Here is a 15585-nt window from a genome sequence, read left to right on the forward strand (position 1 = left end):
TTGTCCGTCGCAGCCCGCCGTTTGTGAGCGAGTGGCGCCTTGGCACGCTGGTTTTTCGTGGAAACCGTTGTCGTGGAAAATTCCGTTCTTGCAGGGCGTTGCTCAGCGCACGCCCGGTAAAACCTCCTGCAGCAAGGCTGGAGCCTTGAGCAGCGCCGCCGCGCTGGCGATGTCCGGGGCCAGCCAGCGGTCCTGGTCATAGGCCGCAACCCGCTGGCGCAACAGCTTCCAGGCCGCATCGGTGCCGGCACCGAAACGCTGTTCCTTGAGAAATTCAAAGGCCTGGGCCGCCAGCAGGTATTCGATGGCGAGGATCTGGGTGCAGTTTTCCAGCGCACGGGAAAGCTTCAGCGCGGCGTTGGTGCCCAGGCTCAGGTGGTCTTCCTGCAGGCCGGAGGTGACGTAGTTGTCGAGCACCGCCGGTTGCGCCAGCTGGCGGTTCTCTGCGCACAGCGAGGCAGCGACATACTGGACGATCATCATTCCGGAGTTGACCCCGGGGTTGCTCACCAGGAATGCCGGCAAACCGCTGACGTGGGGGTTGATCAAGCGATCCAGGCGCCGCTCGGCGATCGAGCCGATCTCGGCCATGGCGATCGCCAGCAGGTCCGCCGCCAATGCCACCGACTGGCCGTGAGGGTTGGCCTGGGACATCACCCGGTAGTTGTCCGGAGTGCCCAGCACCATCGGGTTATCGGTGACGGAATTGAGCTCGGTCTCAACCTGCTGCGTCGCATGCGCCAACTGATCGCGGGCGGCGCCGTGAACCTGCGGGATGGAACGGATGCTCAGGGCATCCTGGGTGCGGATGCCTTTGCTGGCGGCAATCACTTCGCTGCCGTCGAGCAAGGCGCGCAGGTTGATGCCGACCTGCTGCATGCCCGGGTGCGGCTTGAGCGCGATGATCTCGGCATCGAACGCGGCGATCTGCCCGCGCTGGGCCTCGAAGCTCATGGCGCCGATCACGTCGGCCCATTGCAGCAGGCGCGTGGCATCGGCCAGGGCCAGGCAGCTCAGGCCGGTCATGCACGGCGTGCCGTTGACCAGGCACAGACCGTCCTTGGCCCCCAGTTGCACCGGCTTCAGGCCTTCCGCCGCCAGCGCCTGCTCGGCCGATACGACCTGCCCGCGATAGCTGACCTGGCCGACACCAAGCAAGGCGATGCTGATATGCGCCATGTGGGTCAGGTAACCCACCGAGCCCTGGGACGGCACCTGCGGGGTGATACCACGATTGAGCAGGGCCAGCAGCGCCTCGACCACCCGGCGATGCAGGCCGGACTTGCCGTGGCTGTAGTTGACGACAGCCGCGCAGATGATCGCCCGGGTCTGCTCGTCGGCCAGCGGCGCGCCCACGCCACAGGCATGGCTGAGCAAGGTGTTGCGCGACAGCTGGCTCAGTTGTTCGTCCTGCAGCGAAACGTTGCACAGCGCGCCCAGGCCAGTGTTGATGCCATAGGCGCGTTCGCCGCTGACGACGATGCGCTGGACGATGGCCTGGGCATTCTCGATGCGCGCCCAGGCCTGGGCCGACAGCTCGAGCTGCGCGCCATGCCGGGCTACGGCGACCACATCCTGCCAACGCAGCGGGGCGTCGGCGATAACGATTTTTTCAGCCTGCGACATCTTCGACCTCACGGGTACCACCTGAACATTGATGCAGCTTTACCGCCGCATTCGCGGGCAAGCCTCGCTCCTACATAGGAAGAGGCCCGCCGCACGCCTTCAAACCACCGCCGCGCGCCGCTGCACGAAACGGTCGACGTACTCGTCCGCCGGCGAATGCAGGATCTCTTTCGGCGTGCCGACCTGGATCAGCCGGCCATCCTTGAGGATCGCGATGCGGTTGCCGATGCGCACGGCCTCGTCGAGGTCGTGGGTAATGAAGACGATGGTCTTGTGCAGGGTCTTTTGCAGCTCCAGCAACTGGTCCTGCATCTCGGCGCGGATCAGCGGGTCGAGGGCACTGAAGGCTTCGTCCATCAGGATGATGTCGGTGTCCGCCGCCAGGGCGCGGGCCAGGCCGACGCGCTGGCGCATGCCGCCGGACAGCTGGTGCGGGTACTTCGCCTCGTAGCCCTTGAGGCCCACGGTGTTGATCCAGTGCAGCGCGCGCTCGGCGCAGACTTCCTTGCTCTCGCCACGCACCTTGAGGCCGTAGGCGACGTTTTCCTGCACGGTCTTGTGCGGCAGCAGGCCGAAGCTCTGGAACACCATGCTGATCTTGTGCCGGCGAAATTCGCGCAGGGCTTCCATGTCGTATTGCAGGATGTCCACGCCGTCCACCAGGATCGCGCCGCTGGTCGGGTCGATCAGGCGGTTGAAGTGGCGCACCAGGGTCGACTTGCCGGAGCCGGACAGGCCCATGATCACGAATATCTCGCCAGTGCCGATGCTCAGCGACAGGTCGTTGACCCCGACCACGCAGCCGGTCTCGGCCAGCACCTGGTCCTTGGTCTTGTTCTGGCGAATCATGTTCAGCGCGTCGGCCGAACGGTTGCCGAAAATCTTGAAGACGTTCTTGACTTCGATCTTGCTCACGGTTGCGTTGTTCATTTGCTCACCTCATGGCGTGGACGACCATAGGCTTGGGTAATACGGTCGATGACCACGGCCAGAATCACGATCGCCAGGCCGGCTTCCAGGCCACGGCCGACGTTGAGGGTCTGGATGCCGACCAGCACGTCTTCGCCCAGGCCACGGGCACCGATCATCGAGGCGATCACCACCATCGACAGGGCCATCATGGTGGTCTGGTTGATCCCGGCCATGATGCTCGGCAGGGCCAGCGGCAGTTGCACGCCGAACAGTTGCTGCCAGCGGTTGGCGCCAAAGGCGTTGATCGCTTCCATGACCTCGCCGTCGACCTGGCGGATGCCCAGGTCGGTCAGGCGGATCAGCGGCGGCGCGGCGTAGATCACGGTGGCGAAGATCGCCGGCACCTTGCCCAGGCCGAACAGCATCAGCACCGGGATCAGGTACACGAAGCTCGGCATGGTCTGCATGATGTCCAAGAGCGGCATCAGCACCGAACGCAGGCGATTGCTGCGCGCCGAGAGGATCCCCAGGGGAATGCCGATCAGCACCGAAATGAAGGTCGCCACCAGCATCAGCGCCAGGGTCTGCATCAGCTTGTCCCACAGGCCGACCGCACCCACCAGGAACAGCAGGCCGACGATTACCGCGGTGGTCACCAGCTTGCGGGTCGAATGCCAGGCGATGCCGCCGACGATCGCCAGCATCAGCCACCAGGGCGCCAGGCGCAGCAGGCCTTCGAGGTTGACGATGGCCCACAGCAGGGTGTCGGAGATGTGGCGGAACACATCGCCGTAGTTGGTCACCAGCGAATCGACCCAACCGTTGACCCAGTCGGCGATGGAAAACGTGAAGCTTTCAGGAAACATAGAGAGACTCTCGATCAAGTGGGTTGTGGCGAGGCTCCCGGCTGCGCTTCAGGCAGCCGGAAAGGCTCTACCTACAAGGCCGCGTCGATTTTCTTGGCTGCGTCGTCGCTCACCCATGCGTGCCAGACTTCAGGATGTTCCTTGAGAAAGATTTTCGCCAGTTTCGGCGACTCGATACGTTCCTTCGCCATGCGGCCCAGGTTCTGGTTCAGTAGGTCGATCGGCAGGTTGACCTTTTCCAGCACGGCCACCAGCTCAGGCGCTTGTTCGTGGAAGGTCTTGGACAGGCCAACCTTGATGGTCACACTCTTGTCCACGCCTGGTTTCTCTTCCAGCTTCACCAGGTCGACCTGGCCCATCAGCGGGGTTGGCGACCAGTAGTAGAACAGGATCGGTTCGCCACGCTTGTAGCTCGACAGCACCGCGGCATCCAGCGCCGGGCCGGTGCCTGGGCGGAAGTTGGTGTAGCTGCTTTCCAGGCCGTAGCTTTTCAGCATCTCGCTGTTGTCCAGCTCGCAGGTCCAGCCGGCCGGGCAGTTATAGAAACGGCCTTTGCTCGGCTCTTCCGGGTCCTTGAACACGGCGGAATACTTGGCCAGGTCGGCGATGTTCTTCAGGTCCGGGGCCTTGGCTTCCAGCTTGCGCTTGGCATCGCCCTCGATCACGTAGCGCGGCACGTACCAGCCTTCGATGGCGCCCACCACCGGGGCGCCGACGCCGACCACCTTGCCGGCCTTCTCGGCCTTGTTCCAGACCTCGCTGCGACCGACCCACTCCTCGGCGAAAACCTGGATGTCATTGCTGCTCAGGGCGTTCTCCATGGTGATGGAGTTGCCTGGCAGGCTGTCGGTCTTGCAGCCGTAGCCTTTTTCCAGGACCACTTGCAGCACGTCGGTCAGCAACATGCCGCTTTCCCAGTTCAGGCCGGCGAATTTCACCGGTTTGCCGGACTCGCACCAGCCGGCCGCCTGGGTAGCGCCGGCGCTGGCCAGCAGGCCCATGGAAAGCAAAGTGGTCAGCAGGGTCTTATTCATTTTCATTGTGTGACGCTCCCAATCATTGAAATGGATTACGGCAGTCAAAAGGCATCCAGCCCGTCCACGTCCAATCAGGTCTAGACCGCAGTAGCGCGGCCTGCCCCACTCAGCTTTTGTTCTGTGATCGAGTCCTGCTCTACCGGCAGGATCAGGCGATCGGGTACAGCGCCATGCCATTTCTTCGCGCAGACGTAATACAGCGCCGCGGGAACCACCAGGCCGACGATCCAGGAGATATCCACGCCACCCAGGACTTCCACCAGCGGACCGGTGTAGAACTTGGTGCCGATGAACGGCAGCTGCACCAGCACGCCGATCACGTAGACGCTGATCCCGAGGATGTTCCAGCGGCCGTAGCGACCGTTCGGATCGGCCAGCGCCGGCACGTCATAGTGCTCGCGGGTGATGCAGTAGTAGTCCACCAGGTTGACCGCGCTCCACGGGGTGAAGAAGGCCAGCAGGAAGAGGATGAAAGACTTGAACGCACCGAGGAACGAGTGCTGGCCGAGCAAGGCGATCAGGGTCGCGGTGCCGACGATGACCAGCACGAACACCAGGCGCTGCAAGCGCGTCACTTCCAGGTGGCCACGGAAGCCACTGATGATGGTGGCGATGCACATGAAGCTGCCGTAAGAGTTCAGCGTCGAGATGGTGATCTTGCCGAAGGCGATGCTGAAGTACAGCAGCGCCGCAGTGGCACCGCTACCGCCCAGGCCGACGATGTAGGCCACTTCGTGACCGGCGAACTGCCCGTCGGCCATGGCTGCGGCGAACACGCCGAGCATCATCGCCACCTGCGCGCCGATCACTGAGCCTGCGCCAGCGGCGAGGAAGGTTTTCACCGAGGAGGTCTTGCTCGGCAGGTAGCGCGAATAGTCCGCCACATAGGGGCCGAAGGCGATCTGCCAGGACGCGGCGAGCGACACCGCGAGCAGGAAACTGCTCCAGCTGAAGTGGCGGATTTCCAACAGCGCGCCAACGTCGGTCTGACTCATCAGGCGGCTGAACAGGTAAACGAAGGCGATCACGCCAATGACGCTGGCGGCGCGACCGATGAAATGGATCACCCGGTAGCCAAGCACCGTGACCAGCACGATGACGCTGGCGAAGATCAGGATCCCGACGCTGTCACTGACCCCGAACAGCTGGCCCAGCGCCTGGCCGGAAAGCACGGTGCCGGTAGCCGTGAAGCCCAGGTACATCAGGCACACCAGGACAATCGGGATGGCCGCGCCATAGACGCCGAACTGGACCCGGCTGGAGATCATCTGCGGCAGGCCGAGCTTGGGCCCCTGCGCCGCGTGCAACGCCATCACACCGCCGCCCAGCAGTTGACCGATGAGCAGGCCGATCAACGACCAGAACACATCACCGCCCAGCACCACCGCCAGAGCGCCAGTGACGATGGCCGTGATCTGCAGGTTAGCCCCCAGCCACAGGGTGAACTGGCTGTAGAGCTTGCCGTGGCGTTCAGCCTCGGGGATGTAGTTGATCGAGCGCCGTTCGATCAGGGGTTTGGAGCTATCGCTGGCCGTGGACATCGTTATTGTTCTCCCGGGAGATTCTTGTCATGTCAAAGCTCTGCTACATGGACCGAGCCGCCGCACTACAGCGTGCGACGGCTCCTTCCCTGATCCTGGCGGCAATCCGCCGGGAGCTTACTTGCCAGTGATCATCGGCAGGTTCAGGCCCTGTTCCTTGGCGCAGTCGATGGCGATCTGGTAACCGGCATCGGCGTGACGCATGACACCGGTACCCGGGTCGTTATGCAGCACACGGGCGATACGCTCGGCCGCTTCGTCGGTACCGTCGCAGACGATCACCATCCCGGAGTGCTGGGAGAAGCCCATGCCGACGCCGCCGCCGTGGTGCAGGGAAACCCAGGTCGCACCGCTGGCGGTGTTCAGCAGGGCGTTGAGCAGCGGCCAGTCGGACACGGCGTCGGAACCGTCCTGCATCGATTCGGTTTCGCGGTTCGGGCTGGATACCGAACCGGAGTCCAGGTGGTCGCGACCGATCACGATCGGCGCCGACAGCTCGCCGCTGCGCACCATTTCGTTGAACGCCAGGCCGAGCTTGGCGCGCAGGCCCAGGCCAACCCAGCAAATACGCGCCGGCAGGCCCTGGAAGCTGATGCGCTCGCGCGCCATGTCCAGCCAGTTGTGCAGGTGAGCGTCGTCCGGGATCAGTTCCTTGACCTTGGCGTCGGTCTTGTAGATGTCCTGCGGATCGCCCGACAGCGCGGCCCAGCGGAACGGACCGATGCCGCGACAGAACAGCGGACGGATATAGGCCGGTACGAAGCCAGGGAAGTCGAAGGCGTTCTCGACGCCCTCTTCCTGGGCCATCTGACGGATGTTGTTGCCGTAGTCGAAGGTCGGGATGCCCTGCTTCTGGAAGTCGAGCATGGCCTTGACGTGCACGGCCATCGATTGCTTGGCCGCCTTGACCACCGCCGCCGGCTCGGTCTTGGCGCGCTCGCGGTACTGCTCCCAGGTCCAGCCGGCCGGCAGGTAGCCGTTGAGCGGGTCGTGGGCGCTGGTCTGGTCGGTGACCATGTCCGGACGCACGCCGCGACGGACCATTTCCGGGAGGATTTCAGCCGCGTTGCCGCACAGGGCGATGGAGATCGCCTTGCCTTCGGCGGTGTACTTGGCGATACGCGCCAGGGCATCATCCAGGTCCTTGGCCTGCTCGTCGACATAGCGGGTCTTGAGGCGGAAATCGATGCTGCTCTGCTGGCATTCGATGTTCAGCGAGCAGGCGCCGGCCAGGGTCGCGGCCAGAGGCTGGGCGCCACCCATGCCGCCGAGGCCGGCGGTCAGGACCCAGCGGCCCTTGAGGTTATCGTTGTAATGCTGGCGACCGGCTTCGACGAAGGTTTCGTAGGTGCCCTGGACGATGCCCTGGCTGCCGATGTAGATCCAGCTGCCGGCGGTCATCTGGCCGTACATGGCCAGGCCCTTGGCATCCAGTTCGTTGAAGTGTTCCCAGGTGGCCCAGTGCGGTACCAGGTTGGAGTTGGCGATCAGCACGCGCGGGGCGTTGCTGTGGGTCTTGAACACGCCGACCGGCTTGCCGGATTGCACCAGCAGGGTCTCGTCGTCATTCAGGTTGGTCAGGCTCTCGACGATCTTGTCGTAGCACTCCCAGTTGCGCGCGGCGCGGCCGATGCCACCGTAGACCACCAGTTCTTTCGGGTTCTCGGCGACTTCCGGATCGAGGTTGTTCATCAGCATGCGCAGCGGCGCTTCTGTCAGCCAGCTCTTGGCGGTCAGCTTGTTGCCGCGGGCAGCGCGAATTTCGACGTTCCGGTATTTCGTAGGTTTATTCTCAGTCACGAAAAAACTCCTCAGCGATCAATCCAAACCAACCCAGGCAGTGGGCGAGCGTGCCTGCGCGCAGGGCGCTGCGCAGCAAGCGAATCAGGGGACGCTACGAATAGTCTTCAGCGACTCATACGCATACGTCTTTACTTGTACATACAAGCATATGCAATCGAGCGGCCAACTCGTTGAATGCACCTTCAAGAAAATCTCTGGAAATGCTGGAGAGGCCCTTGGATCAAGGGTTTCAGCGTCGATTATTTTTTCGCGGGGAATGTGGCGAGAGATGTGAGCGCTGTTACTTCGGCTGAGCCTTGCGCCACGCTGGGGCGTTCGGTAACAAATTGGTGCGCGAGGGAAACAACATCAGGGAGGGAGAGAAACAGGAGGGCTTTGTAGCCGCTGCCGAAGGCTGCGATCGACTCCGAAGGAGACGCGCTCTTTGCAGGCCGGAAGGCTCTTCGAGCCTTATCGCAGCCTGCGGCAGCGGCTACAGGTCAGATGGCCGTCAGTTCGATCACGCAGCAAGCGCCGCTGACGCTGACTTCCCGCAGGCCGGGGTTATCGAGCAGTTGCAGGCAGTCATGGCGCTCCAGCAAGGCGGCGACACCACCACCCAGGTCGGCGCGCATTTCGTCGGCCACGCTGAATACCAGCACCGTGCTGGCCTGGGTGAAGAAACGCTGGCCACCCTGCAGCCATTGCAAGCGAGCGCTGTAGCGATCCGGCGCGTAAATCAGGTTGAAGTCGCGAATCGGCCCGTCGATCAGGGTGCAGGCGACCTGGCTGGCGCCACTGAAGGCAAAGGGGTCCAGCGGTAACAGTGCGCGGCTGTCCTGGCCGTCCACCGTCAGGGTCATGCCCGCGCCTTGCAGCACGGTGATGATGCGCTGGTAGCCGGTGAAGCTGGAAAAGCCGCCGGACTCGCCGATATCGGCGATCGACAGCCGCCAGCCGAAACCTTCCAGGCCGACGCCGGCGTCCCGGGTGATTTCTTCGGTGCTGCCGCCGCCGTTTTTCCACGGCATGCGCGGGTAGTTGGCCGCGCGCAAAACGTTCAACTGAGTCATTGATGCCCCTTACTTATGAAACCGCCCTTCCAGGCTGTGACGAGAACCCGGGTGGATCAGGCGCGCGGCGGTCACCGGCTGGCGGCCGGACCAGGTCCGGCGGCGAATCAGCAGGCACGGCTCGCCGCGCTCGATCTGCAGCAACTTGCATTCTTCCGGCTCGGCCAGAATCGCCTCGACCACATGCTCGCCCTCGGTCAGCGGCGCGACCTGGTTCAGGTAGGCGTATGGGGTCTGCAGGGTGAAGTCCTGCTTGAGGTAGTCCGGCGCCACCAGCGCGTTGACGAAGCGGTCCTCGATCTGCACCGGGATATCGTTCTCGAAATGCACGATCAGCGAGTGGAAGACCCTCTGCCCTTCGCGCATTTCCAGGGCCACGGCGCGCTCGGAACCGGCCGTCTCTTCACCCAGGGTGATGACCTTGCAGGTGTGGCGATGGCCGCGCGAGGCGATCTCGTCGGCGATGTTGTGCACCTCGAACAAGGCTGACTGGCTCTTGGGTTCGGCGACGAAAGTCCCCACGCCCTGCATGCGCACCAGCATGCCTTCGGCGGTCATCTCGCGCAGGGCGCGGTTGATGGTCATGCGGCTGAAACCCAGTTGGCTGACCAGCTCGCTTTCCGAGGGCACACGGTAGTGCGGCGGCCAGTTTCCACTCTCGATCTGCTGAGTGATCATCTGCTTGACGCGGGCGTACAGGGGCGCCGGACTATCGCCCAGATGGGCGGCCAGCGGGGAGTTGGCGGGCGGAGTCGGCACGGGAAATCCTTGTTTGTCGAAGAAGGCCACTAGCTTGCCGGAGTTTACCGAGCAGGCAAACGTCTGTATATGTATATACAAATAACACACGACGGGGTGCTTGAACCATGTCCGCCTTCTTTGCCGAACGCGCACTGCTGCCTAACGGATGGGCCAACAACGTACGTCTCGAGGTCAGCGCCGACGGCCTGTTGACCCACATCCAGGCCGATGCCAGCGCAGAAGGCGCCGAACGGCTACAGGGCCCGCTGCTGCCGGGCATGCCCAACCTGCACTCCCACGCCTTCCAGCGGGCGATGGCCGGGCTGGCGGAAGTGGCCGGCAACCCCAACGACAGCTTCTGGACCTGGCGCGACCTGATGTATCGCCTGGTGGGCAAGATCAGCCCGGATCAGCTGGGCATCATCGCCCGCCAGCTGTACATCGAAATGCTCAAGGCCGGTTACACCTCGGTCGCCGAATTCCATTACGTGCATCACGACACCAGCGGCCAGCCCTACGCCGACCCGGCCGAGCTGTCGCTGCGTATCAGCCAGGCCGCCAGCGCCGCCGGCATCGGCCTGACCCTGCTGCCGGTGCTGTACAGCCACTCCGGTTTCGGCGGCCAGGCGCCCAACGAAGGCCAGCGCCGCTTCATCAACAGCACGGAAAACTACCTCAAGCTGCAAAGCCGCCTGCAACCGCTGCTGGCCCGGCAGCCGGCCCAGCAGTTGGGGCTGTGCTTCCACTCGTTGCGCGCGGTCACCCCGCAGCAGATCAGCGAGGTGCTGGCCGCCAGCGACAAGCTGTGCCCGGTGCATATCCATATCGCCGAACAGCAGAAGGAAGTCGACGACTGCCTGACCTGGAGCGGACGCCGACCGCTGCAATGGCTGTATGAAAACACCGAGGTCGATCAGCGCTGGTGCCTGGTCCACGCCACCCACGCGAATGCCGAAGAAGTCAGCCTCATGGCGCAAAGCCGGGCCATCGCCGGCCTGTGCCTGACCACCGAGGCCAATCTCGGCGACGGGATTTTCCCGGCGGTGGATTTCCTTGCCCAGGGCGGCCGCATGGGCATCGGCTCCGACAGCCATGTGTCGCTGAGCGTGGTGGAGGAATTGCGTTGGGCGGAATATGGCCAGCGCCTGCGCGATCAACGCCGCAACCGCTTGTATCGAAACGACCAGCCGATGGTTGGCCGGACCCTGTACGACGCCGCGCTGGACGGTGGCGCCCAGGCCCTGGGGCAGCCGATCGGCGCCCTGGAAGTGGGCAAGCGCGCCGACTGGCTGGTGCTCGACGGCAACGATCCTTACCTGGCCACCGCCGAGGGCGACGGCATCCTCAACCGCTGGCTGTTCGCCGGCGGTGATCGCCAGGTACGCGATGTGCTGGTCAACGGTCAGTGGGTGGTGCGCGACGGACGTCACGCAGGCGAGGAAGAAAGCAATCGGGCCTTTACCCGGGTGCTGCGCGACCTGCTCGGCTGAAGCCGTCACCGCGGGAGCCAGCGTGCTGGTTCCCGCATGGATTCACTTCGAGGTCTTGGCCATCGCCGAGTCCGACACACGCCAGATCAGTCGGGTGGTGTCATAGCCTTGCTGACGCGCCCTGCTCAGCAGATCCTCGCGAACCGCCTCGCTGACATTCGGCCGGCGCGACAACAGCCACAGGTATCGACGATCCGGGTTGCCGACAATGGCGGTCTTGTAGTCGTCGCTCACGTACAGCACCCAGTAGTCGCCCTTGGCCAAGCCCGGTATCAAACGGGAAAACCAGGTATCGAACTCGACCCACAGCTTGTCGGTTTTATCCGGCGCCTGCGGCGTTGCCGTGCCCCGCACCTCTTCCCATTGCCAGTTGGCGGTCAGGCAGCGGTTGAGCACCGTCATATTGCCTTCGGGCAACAGGGTGTAGCGGGCTTCGGATTGCGCGCAGTTACGTTGGAAATACATCGGCAAACGCGCCAACTCGTACCAGGTCCCTTGGTAACGCTTGAGATCGACGTGATTCGCGGTCTTGGGCGCCAGTGAATCGTCCCGGGAAGTGGCGCAGCCGGCCAACAACAGGCCGGCCAGAAGAGTGACTAGCAAACGCATCATTATTTTTCTCCCGTGGGCACGTGGCCCCGGTTTTTTTTACTTCAGGCCTTGCCCGGAAAACATCAACACTTTGTCACCGGCGTACTGCACGCTGATAAAGCTGTTCTTGTCGCCCCAGGTGCAGCTGGACATGCCCAGCGCGCCGGAACAGTCGGTCGGTTTGCCCAGCAGTTTTTCAACTTCGGCCTTGGGCATGCCGGCCGACAGCTTGGAATAGTTTTCCTGATTGATCTTGCCGCACGCAGCCAACAGCACGCAGAACGACAACAGAGCGAGAGAACGCAGGGACATGGTGAAACTCCTGGGCGGACGGGGGGATGGCATGCTGCCAACCAGAAGCTTAGAAGAGAAAAGCCCCATCTGGTTCCCCAGCCAGACGGCTATTTATTGTGACGCAGCGCCCAGCATTTCCTCCCGAATCAACCACTTTGCGACGGCCAAAGACATTTCGTCGGACAGGCTTCGACGCCCCTCATCTTTAGTGATGGCCAGTCGACATAAAAGCAGCGCAAAAGCCGCCGTTATGGCAAATTGACGCCCCCTCGCTGACCACCCTCTCGCGGTAGTTCACTTAATGACCAGAAACATGAAATTCAGCCATAAGATCCTGCTTGCCGCCGCTCTTGTGGTCGCCGTTGCGTTCGTCTGTTTTATCCTGTTCAACGACTATCGACAGCGCGAAGCCCTGCGCAGCAGCAACGAATCCTCCATGCAGGAACTCGGCAGCCTGACCAGCAGCAACATCCAGACCTGGCTGGAAAGCCGCATCCAGTTGCTGCACACCCTGGCCCAGCAGATCGCCGTGGACGGCAGCGGTGCCGACGGCCTGAAACGCAGCGTCGGCCTCCCCGCCTACGCCAGCAACTTCCAGCTCAGCTATTTCGGCGGCCAGGACGGTGCGATGTTCTCGGTCCCGGCGGGCAACCGCGCGCCCGATTACGATCCGCGCGCCCGCGGCTGGTACAAGGCGGCCAACGCGGCCCAGCAGACCATCGTCACCGAACCCTACATCGCCGCCTCTTCCGGCAAGCTGGTGATCACCGTCGCCACCCCGGTCCAGCACCAGGGCAGCTTCATCGGCGTCGCCGGGGCCGATATCGACCTGTCCAACGTCAGCGCCATCATCAACTCGCTGAACTTCGGCGGCCATGGCCAGGCGTTCATCGTCAGCGCCGGCGGCAAGATCCTGATCCACCCGGACAGCAAGCTGGTGCTCAAGAACCTCAGCGACGCCTACCCCAATGGCGCTCCGCAGGTCAGCCCGGGCCTGAAGGAAGTCGAGCTGGACGGCAAGACCCAGTTCATCTCCTTCACCCGGGTCAACGGTGTGCCGTCGGCGGACTGGTACGTGGCGCTGGTGCTGGACAAGGACACCGCGTTCTCGATGCTCAGCGAATTCCGCACCTCGGCGATCATCGCCATGCTGATCGCCGTAGTGATCATCATCAGCCTGCTGGGCATGCTGATCCGCGTGCTGATGCAACCGCTGCACCTGATGGGCCGCGCCATGCACGACATCGCCGAGGGCGAAGGCGACCTGACCAAGCGCCTGACCATCCATGGCCACGACGAGTTCGGCACCCTGGGCGCGTCGTTCAACCGCTTCGTCGAACGGGTTCACGGCTCGATCCGCGAAGTCGCCTCGGCCACCGGCCAGGTCAACGAGGTCGCCCTGCGGGTGGTCAGCGCCTCGAACTCGTCGATGTTCAACTCCGACCAGCAGGCCAGCCGCACCAGCAGCGTCGCCGCGGCGATCAACCAGCTCGGCGCCGCCGCCCAGGAAATCGCCCAGAACGCCGCCCTGGCATCGCAGCACTCCAGCGATGCGCGCAACCTGGCCAGCGAAGGCCAGGCCGTGGTGGACCAGACCATCGCCGCCATGCAGCAGCTGTCGGCGAAGATCAGCGACTCCTGCGGCAACATCGAGACGCTGAACAGCAACACGGTGAACATCGGGCAAATCCTCGAAGTCATCACCAGCATCTCCCAGCAGACCAACCTGTTGGCCCTCAACGCCGCCATCGAGGCCGCCCGCGCCGGTGAGGCCGGGCGTGGTTTCGCAGTGGTCGCCGACGAGGTGCGCAACCTCGCCCACCGCACCCAGGACTCGGCGCAGCAGGTGCAGAAGATGATCGAGGAACTGCAGGTCGGCGCCCGCCAGGCGGTGAACACCATGACCGAAAGCCAGCGCGAGAGCGAAAGCAGCGTCGGCATCGCCAACCAGGCCGGCCAGCGCCTGGGCAGCGTGACCCAGCGCATCGGCGAGATCGACGGCATGAACCAGTCCGTGGCCACCGCCACCGAGGAACAGACCGCCGTGGTCGAGTCGATCAACGTCGACATCACCGAGATCAACACCCTCCACCAGGAAGGCGTGGAAAACCTGCAGGCAACCCTGCGCGCCTGCGCCGACCTGGAGCAGCAAGCGGCGCGGTTGACGCATCTGGTGGGCAGTTTCCGTATTTAACGATCGGCAACACTCAACTCGTCTGGCGCGGCGCACACAGGACTGAATAAAGACTAAACTCAGTCCTGCTTCCCCAGACGAGATGCTCCCATGAAGCTTTCCTCTCAGATCAAACCGATCAGCTACCTGAAAAGCCACGCCGCCGAGATCGTCAAGACCATCACCGAAAGCCGTGAGCCCATGGTCATTACCCAGAATGGCGAGGCGAAACTGGTGGTCATGGATGTGAAAAGCTTCGAGCAGCAGGAAGAAACCATGGCGCTGCTGAAGATCCTCGCCCTCGGTAATCGCGAGATCGATGAAGGCCAATTCCGCGACGCGGAGGATGTGTTCGCCGACCTGGACCAGGCCGACCAGCCGTGACGTTCAAGGTAGTGCTTCTGCATTCAGCGGAAACCGACCTCATCGAGTTGCGTACCTACCTCACCCAGCGGTTCTCCACCGCCACCTGGCAAAAGCAGCTACGGCAACCTGAAACAGGCCATTCGCCAACTGGCCACCCTGCCCTATGCCGGGGTGATTCCCGAAGAACTCGAACAACTGCATATCGGTCACTACCGACAGATACTCTCGGGAATGAATCGAATCATCTATGAAGTACGGGACGCCACCGTCTACATCCATGTCATCGCCGACACCCGCCGAGACCTGCAAAGCTTGCTGATGGCACGGTTGCTGCGCGCCAAGCGCTAAGTATTCATGGGGCTTGAGGCCCTATCGCGGGCAATCGAGCGTCGACCGGCCGCTCCTACAGAAGAACCTAGGCATCCGTAGGAGCGAGCGGGCGGCGATCCGACTTGCCCGCGATAGCGTTTGATGCTGCTCAGAAGATTTAGAAGCTGGAACCCGGCTCGCGCAGGAATGCCAGTTCCTCCGGCGTCGATTCACGCCCGAGAATCCGGTTGCGATGGGGGAAGCGCCCGAAGCGGGCGATGATTTTCTGATGCCGTTCGGCGTAGTCCAGCTGGTCGGCGAACACCGGTCGATCTTCCGGCGGCTGTTCGTCCTGCAACGCGACGAACCTGGAGATCGCTTCGTTCTGCACCGCCAGGTTCTCGCAATGCTCGAACACCAGGTAGATGAAGCTACGCTGCATCGCGGGCAGTTGCCGGTCGAAATCCGCGGCGATGCCCTGGGCCACCAGTGCCTGGGCACGCAGGTCGCCGGCAAAGCTCTTGGGGGTTTCGCGATACAGCATGCGTGGCAGTTGGTCGAGCAGCAGCACCAGGGCCAGCCAGCCTTGCGGGCGTTGCGCCCACTCGGTCAATCCACCGGCCAAGGCCTGTTCCACCAGATCCCCGAAACGCTCGCGCGCCTCGAGGTCCTGGCTGTCACGCTTGCCAAACCACAGCTTGCCCTTTTCAGCGACGATGTCCGCAGGTTTCTCGGCAGAACCGAACCACCAGTCGAGCAGGGGCTGCCAGGGCGCGGCCATGAT

14 protein-coding genes and 2 pseudogenes are annotated in these 15585 nt (G+C 63.3%); 5 read left to right on the plus strand and 11 right to left on the minus strand.

The genetic code is table 11. The features are described 5' to 3' along the window. Nucleotides 1-102: 102 nt before the first annotated feature. From hutH to hutC, 8 genes are all read right to left on the minus strand, one after another. Nucleotides 103-1626 carry a histidine ammonia-lyase gene (gene hutH / locus J4D28_RS17870; RefSeq protein ID WP_009046566.1) on the minus strand — a complete coding sequence of 508 codons (1524 nt, stop codon included), beginning with the start codon at nucleotides 1624-1626 and terminating at the stop codon, nucleotides 103-105. 99 nt (nucleotides 1627-1725) lie between these two features. Beyond that, complete coding sequence (locus J4D28_RS17875) at nucleotides 1726-2556, minus strand: glycine betaine/L-proline ABC transporter ATP-binding protein (protein ID WP_009046565.1); 831 nt, start codon at nucleotides 2554-2556, stop codon at nucleotides 1726-1728. Beyond that, nucleotides 2553-3404, minus strand: a complete 852-nt coding sequence (locus tag J4D28_RS17880) for a proline/glycine betaine ABC transporter permease (protein WP_009046564.1) — start codon at nucleotides 3402-3404, stop codon at nucleotides 2553-2555. Before J4D28_RS17880 ends, J4D28_RS17875 begins: the two co-directional genes overlap by 4 nt. Before the next feature lie 71 nt (nucleotides 3405-3475). After that, nucleotides 3476-4444, minus strand: a complete 969-nt coding sequence (locus tag J4D28_RS17885) for an ABC transporter substrate-binding protein (protein ID WP_009046563.1) — start codon at nucleotides 4442-4444, stop codon at nucleotides 3476-3478. A gap of 74 nt (nucleotides 4445-4518) precedes the next feature. Next, the gene (locus tag J4D28_RS17890) at nucleotides 4519-5982 is read right to left on the minus strand and encodes a cytosine permease (protein ID WP_009046562.1); all 1464 of its coding nucleotides are present in this window, start codon (nucleotides 5980-5982) and stop codon (nucleotides 4519-4521) included. Nucleotides 5983-6099: 117 nt separating this feature from the next. Next, entirely contained in the window at nucleotides 6100-7782 is a 1683-nt protein-coding gene (hutU, locus tag J4D28_RS17895; RefSeq protein WP_016704424.1) for a urocanate hydratase, read from the minus strand. A 482-nt stretch (nucleotides 7783-8264) separates the two neighbouring features. After that, complete coding sequence (locus J4D28_RS17900; protein ID WP_009046560.1) at nucleotides 8265-8837, minus strand: HutD family protein; 573 nt, start codon at nucleotides 8835-8837, stop codon at nucleotides 8265-8267. A 9-nt stretch (nucleotides 8838-8846) separates the two neighbouring features. Next, entirely contained in the window at nucleotides 8847-9515 is a 669-nt protein-coding gene (hutC, locus tag J4D28_RS17905) for a histidine utilization repressor (protein ID WP_231999351.1), read from the minus strand. A 188-nt stretch (nucleotides 9516-9703) separates the two neighbouring features. On the opposite strand from hutC, the gene J4D28_RS17910 reads away from it, so the two are divergent. Next, a complete protein-coding gene (locus J4D28_RS17910) occupies nucleotides 9704-11068 on the plus strand; it encodes a formimidoylglutamate deiminase (protein WP_009046558.1) in 1365 nt (454 codons plus the stop codon). 42 nt (nucleotides 11069-11110) lie between these two features. Here J4D28_RS17910 and J4D28_RS17915 read toward each other — a convergent pair whose 3' ends face one another. Both J4D28_RS17915 and J4D28_RS17920 read right to left on the minus strand, forming a co-directional pair. Continuing rightward, the gene (locus J4D28_RS17915) at nucleotides 11111-11680 is read right to left on the minus strand and encodes a lipocalin family protein (RefSeq protein WP_009046557.1); all 570 of its coding nucleotides are present in this window, start codon (nucleotides 11678-11680) and stop codon (nucleotides 11111-11113) included. Nucleotides 11681-11716: 36 nt separating this feature from the next. Next, nucleotides 11717-11971, minus strand: coding sequence for a hypothetical protein (locus tag J4D28_RS17920; protein ID WP_007925924.1), 255 nt, complete (start codon nucleotides 11969-11971; stop codon nucleotides 11717-11719). A 295-nt stretch (nucleotides 11972-12266) separates the two neighbouring features. On the opposite strand from J4D28_RS17920, the pseudogene J4D28_RS30720 reads away from it, so the two are divergent. The 4 genes and pseudogenes from J4D28_RS30720 to J4D28_RS17935 all read left to right on the plus strand — a co-directional run. Continuing rightward, a pseudogene (locus J4D28_RS30720) lies at nucleotides 12267-13289 on the plus strand (cache and HAMP domain-containing protein); the annotation flags it as partial. 93 nt (nucleotides 13290-13382) lie between these two features. Then, nucleotides 13383-14147: a methyl-accepting chemotaxis protein gene (locus J4D28_RS30725; RefSeq protein WP_371920941.1), complete on the plus strand. Its 765-nt coding sequence runs from the start codon at nucleotides 13383-13385 to the stop codon at nucleotides 14145-14147. A 90-nt stretch (nucleotides 14148-14237) separates the two neighbouring features. Next, entirely contained in the window at nucleotides 14238-14510 is a 273-nt protein-coding gene (locus J4D28_RS17930) for a type II toxin-antitoxin system Phd/YefM family antitoxin (RefSeq protein WP_016704421.1), read from the plus strand. Then, a pseudogene (locus tag J4D28_RS17935) lies at nucleotides 14507-14840 on the plus strand (type II toxin-antitoxin system RelE/ParE family toxin). Before J4D28_RS17930 ends, J4D28_RS17935 begins: the two are co-directional and overlap by 4 nt. Before the next feature lie 139 nt (nucleotides 14841-14979). Here the strand turns inward: J4D28_RS17935 and J4D28_RS17940 are convergent. Then, nucleotides 14980-15582 (minus strand): DUF924 family protein, encoded by a 603-nt coding sequence (locus J4D28_RS17940; RefSeq protein WP_103331343.1) that lies wholly within the window; start codon nucleotides 15580-15582, stop codon nucleotides 14980-14982. Nucleotides 15583-15585: the final 3 nt, after the last annotated feature.

The organism is Pseudomonas sp. GW531-T4, assembly GCF_017349615.1.
GTDB classification, from domain to species: Bacteria; Pseudomonadota; Gammaproteobacteria; order Pseudomonadales; family Pseudomonadaceae; genus Aquipseudomonas; species Aquipseudomonas chlororaphis_I.

Excerpts from the sequence above, each read along its gene's own strand:
- hutH (WP_009046566.1), bottom strand. The coding sequence starts at position 1,626 with ATGTCGCAGGCTGAAAAAATCGTTATCGCCGACGCCCCGCTGCGTTGG.
- J4D28_RS17875 (WP_009046565.1), bottom strand. The coding sequence starts at position 2,556 with ATGAACAACGCAACCGTGAGCAAGATCGAAGTCAAGAACGTCTTCAAG.
- J4D28_RS17880 (WP_009046564.1), bottom strand. The coding sequence starts at position 3,404 with ATGTTTCCTGAAAGCTTCACGTTTTCCATCGCCGACTGGGTCAACGGT.
- J4D28_RS17885 (WP_009046563.1), bottom strand. The coding sequence starts at position 4,444 with ATGAAAATGAATAAGACCCTGCTGACCACTTTGCTTTCCATGGGCCTG.
- J4D28_RS17890 (WP_009046562.1), bottom strand. The coding sequence starts at position 5,982 with ATGTCCACGGCCAGCGATAGCTCCAAACCCCTGATCGAACGGCGCTCG.
- J4D28_RS17900 (WP_009046560.1), bottom strand. The coding sequence starts at position 8,837 with ATGACTCAGTTGAACGTTTTGCGCGCGGCCAACTACCCGCGCATGCCG.
- hutC (WP_231999351.1), bottom strand. The coding sequence starts at position 9,515 with ATGATCACTCAGCAGATCGAGAGTGGAAACTGGCCGCCGCACTACCGT.
- J4D28_RS17910 (WP_009046558.1), top strand. The coding sequence starts at position 9,704 with ATGTCCGCCTTCTTTGCCGAACGCGCACTGCTGCCTAACGGATGGGCC.
- J4D28_RS17915 (WP_009046557.1), bottom strand. The coding sequence starts at position 11,680 with ATGATGCGTTTGCTAGTCACTCTTCTGGCCGGCCTGTTGTTGGCCGGC.
- J4D28_RS17920 (WP_007925924.1), bottom strand. The coding sequence starts at position 11,971 with ATGTCCCTGCGTTCTCTCGCTCTGTTGTCGTTCTGCGTGCTGTTGGCT.
- J4D28_RS30725 (WP_371920941.1), top strand. The coding sequence starts at position 13,383 with ATGTTCAACTCCGACCAGCAGGCCAGCCGCACCAGCAGCGTCGCCGCG.
- J4D28_RS17930 (WP_016704421.1), top strand. The coding sequence starts at position 14,238 with ATGAAGCTTTCCTCTCAGATCAAACCGATCAGCTACCTGAAAAGCCAC.
- J4D28_RS17940 (WP_103331343.1), bottom strand. The coding sequence starts at position 15,582 with ATGGCCGCGCCCTGGCAGCCCCTGCTCGACTGGTGGTTCGGTTCTGCC.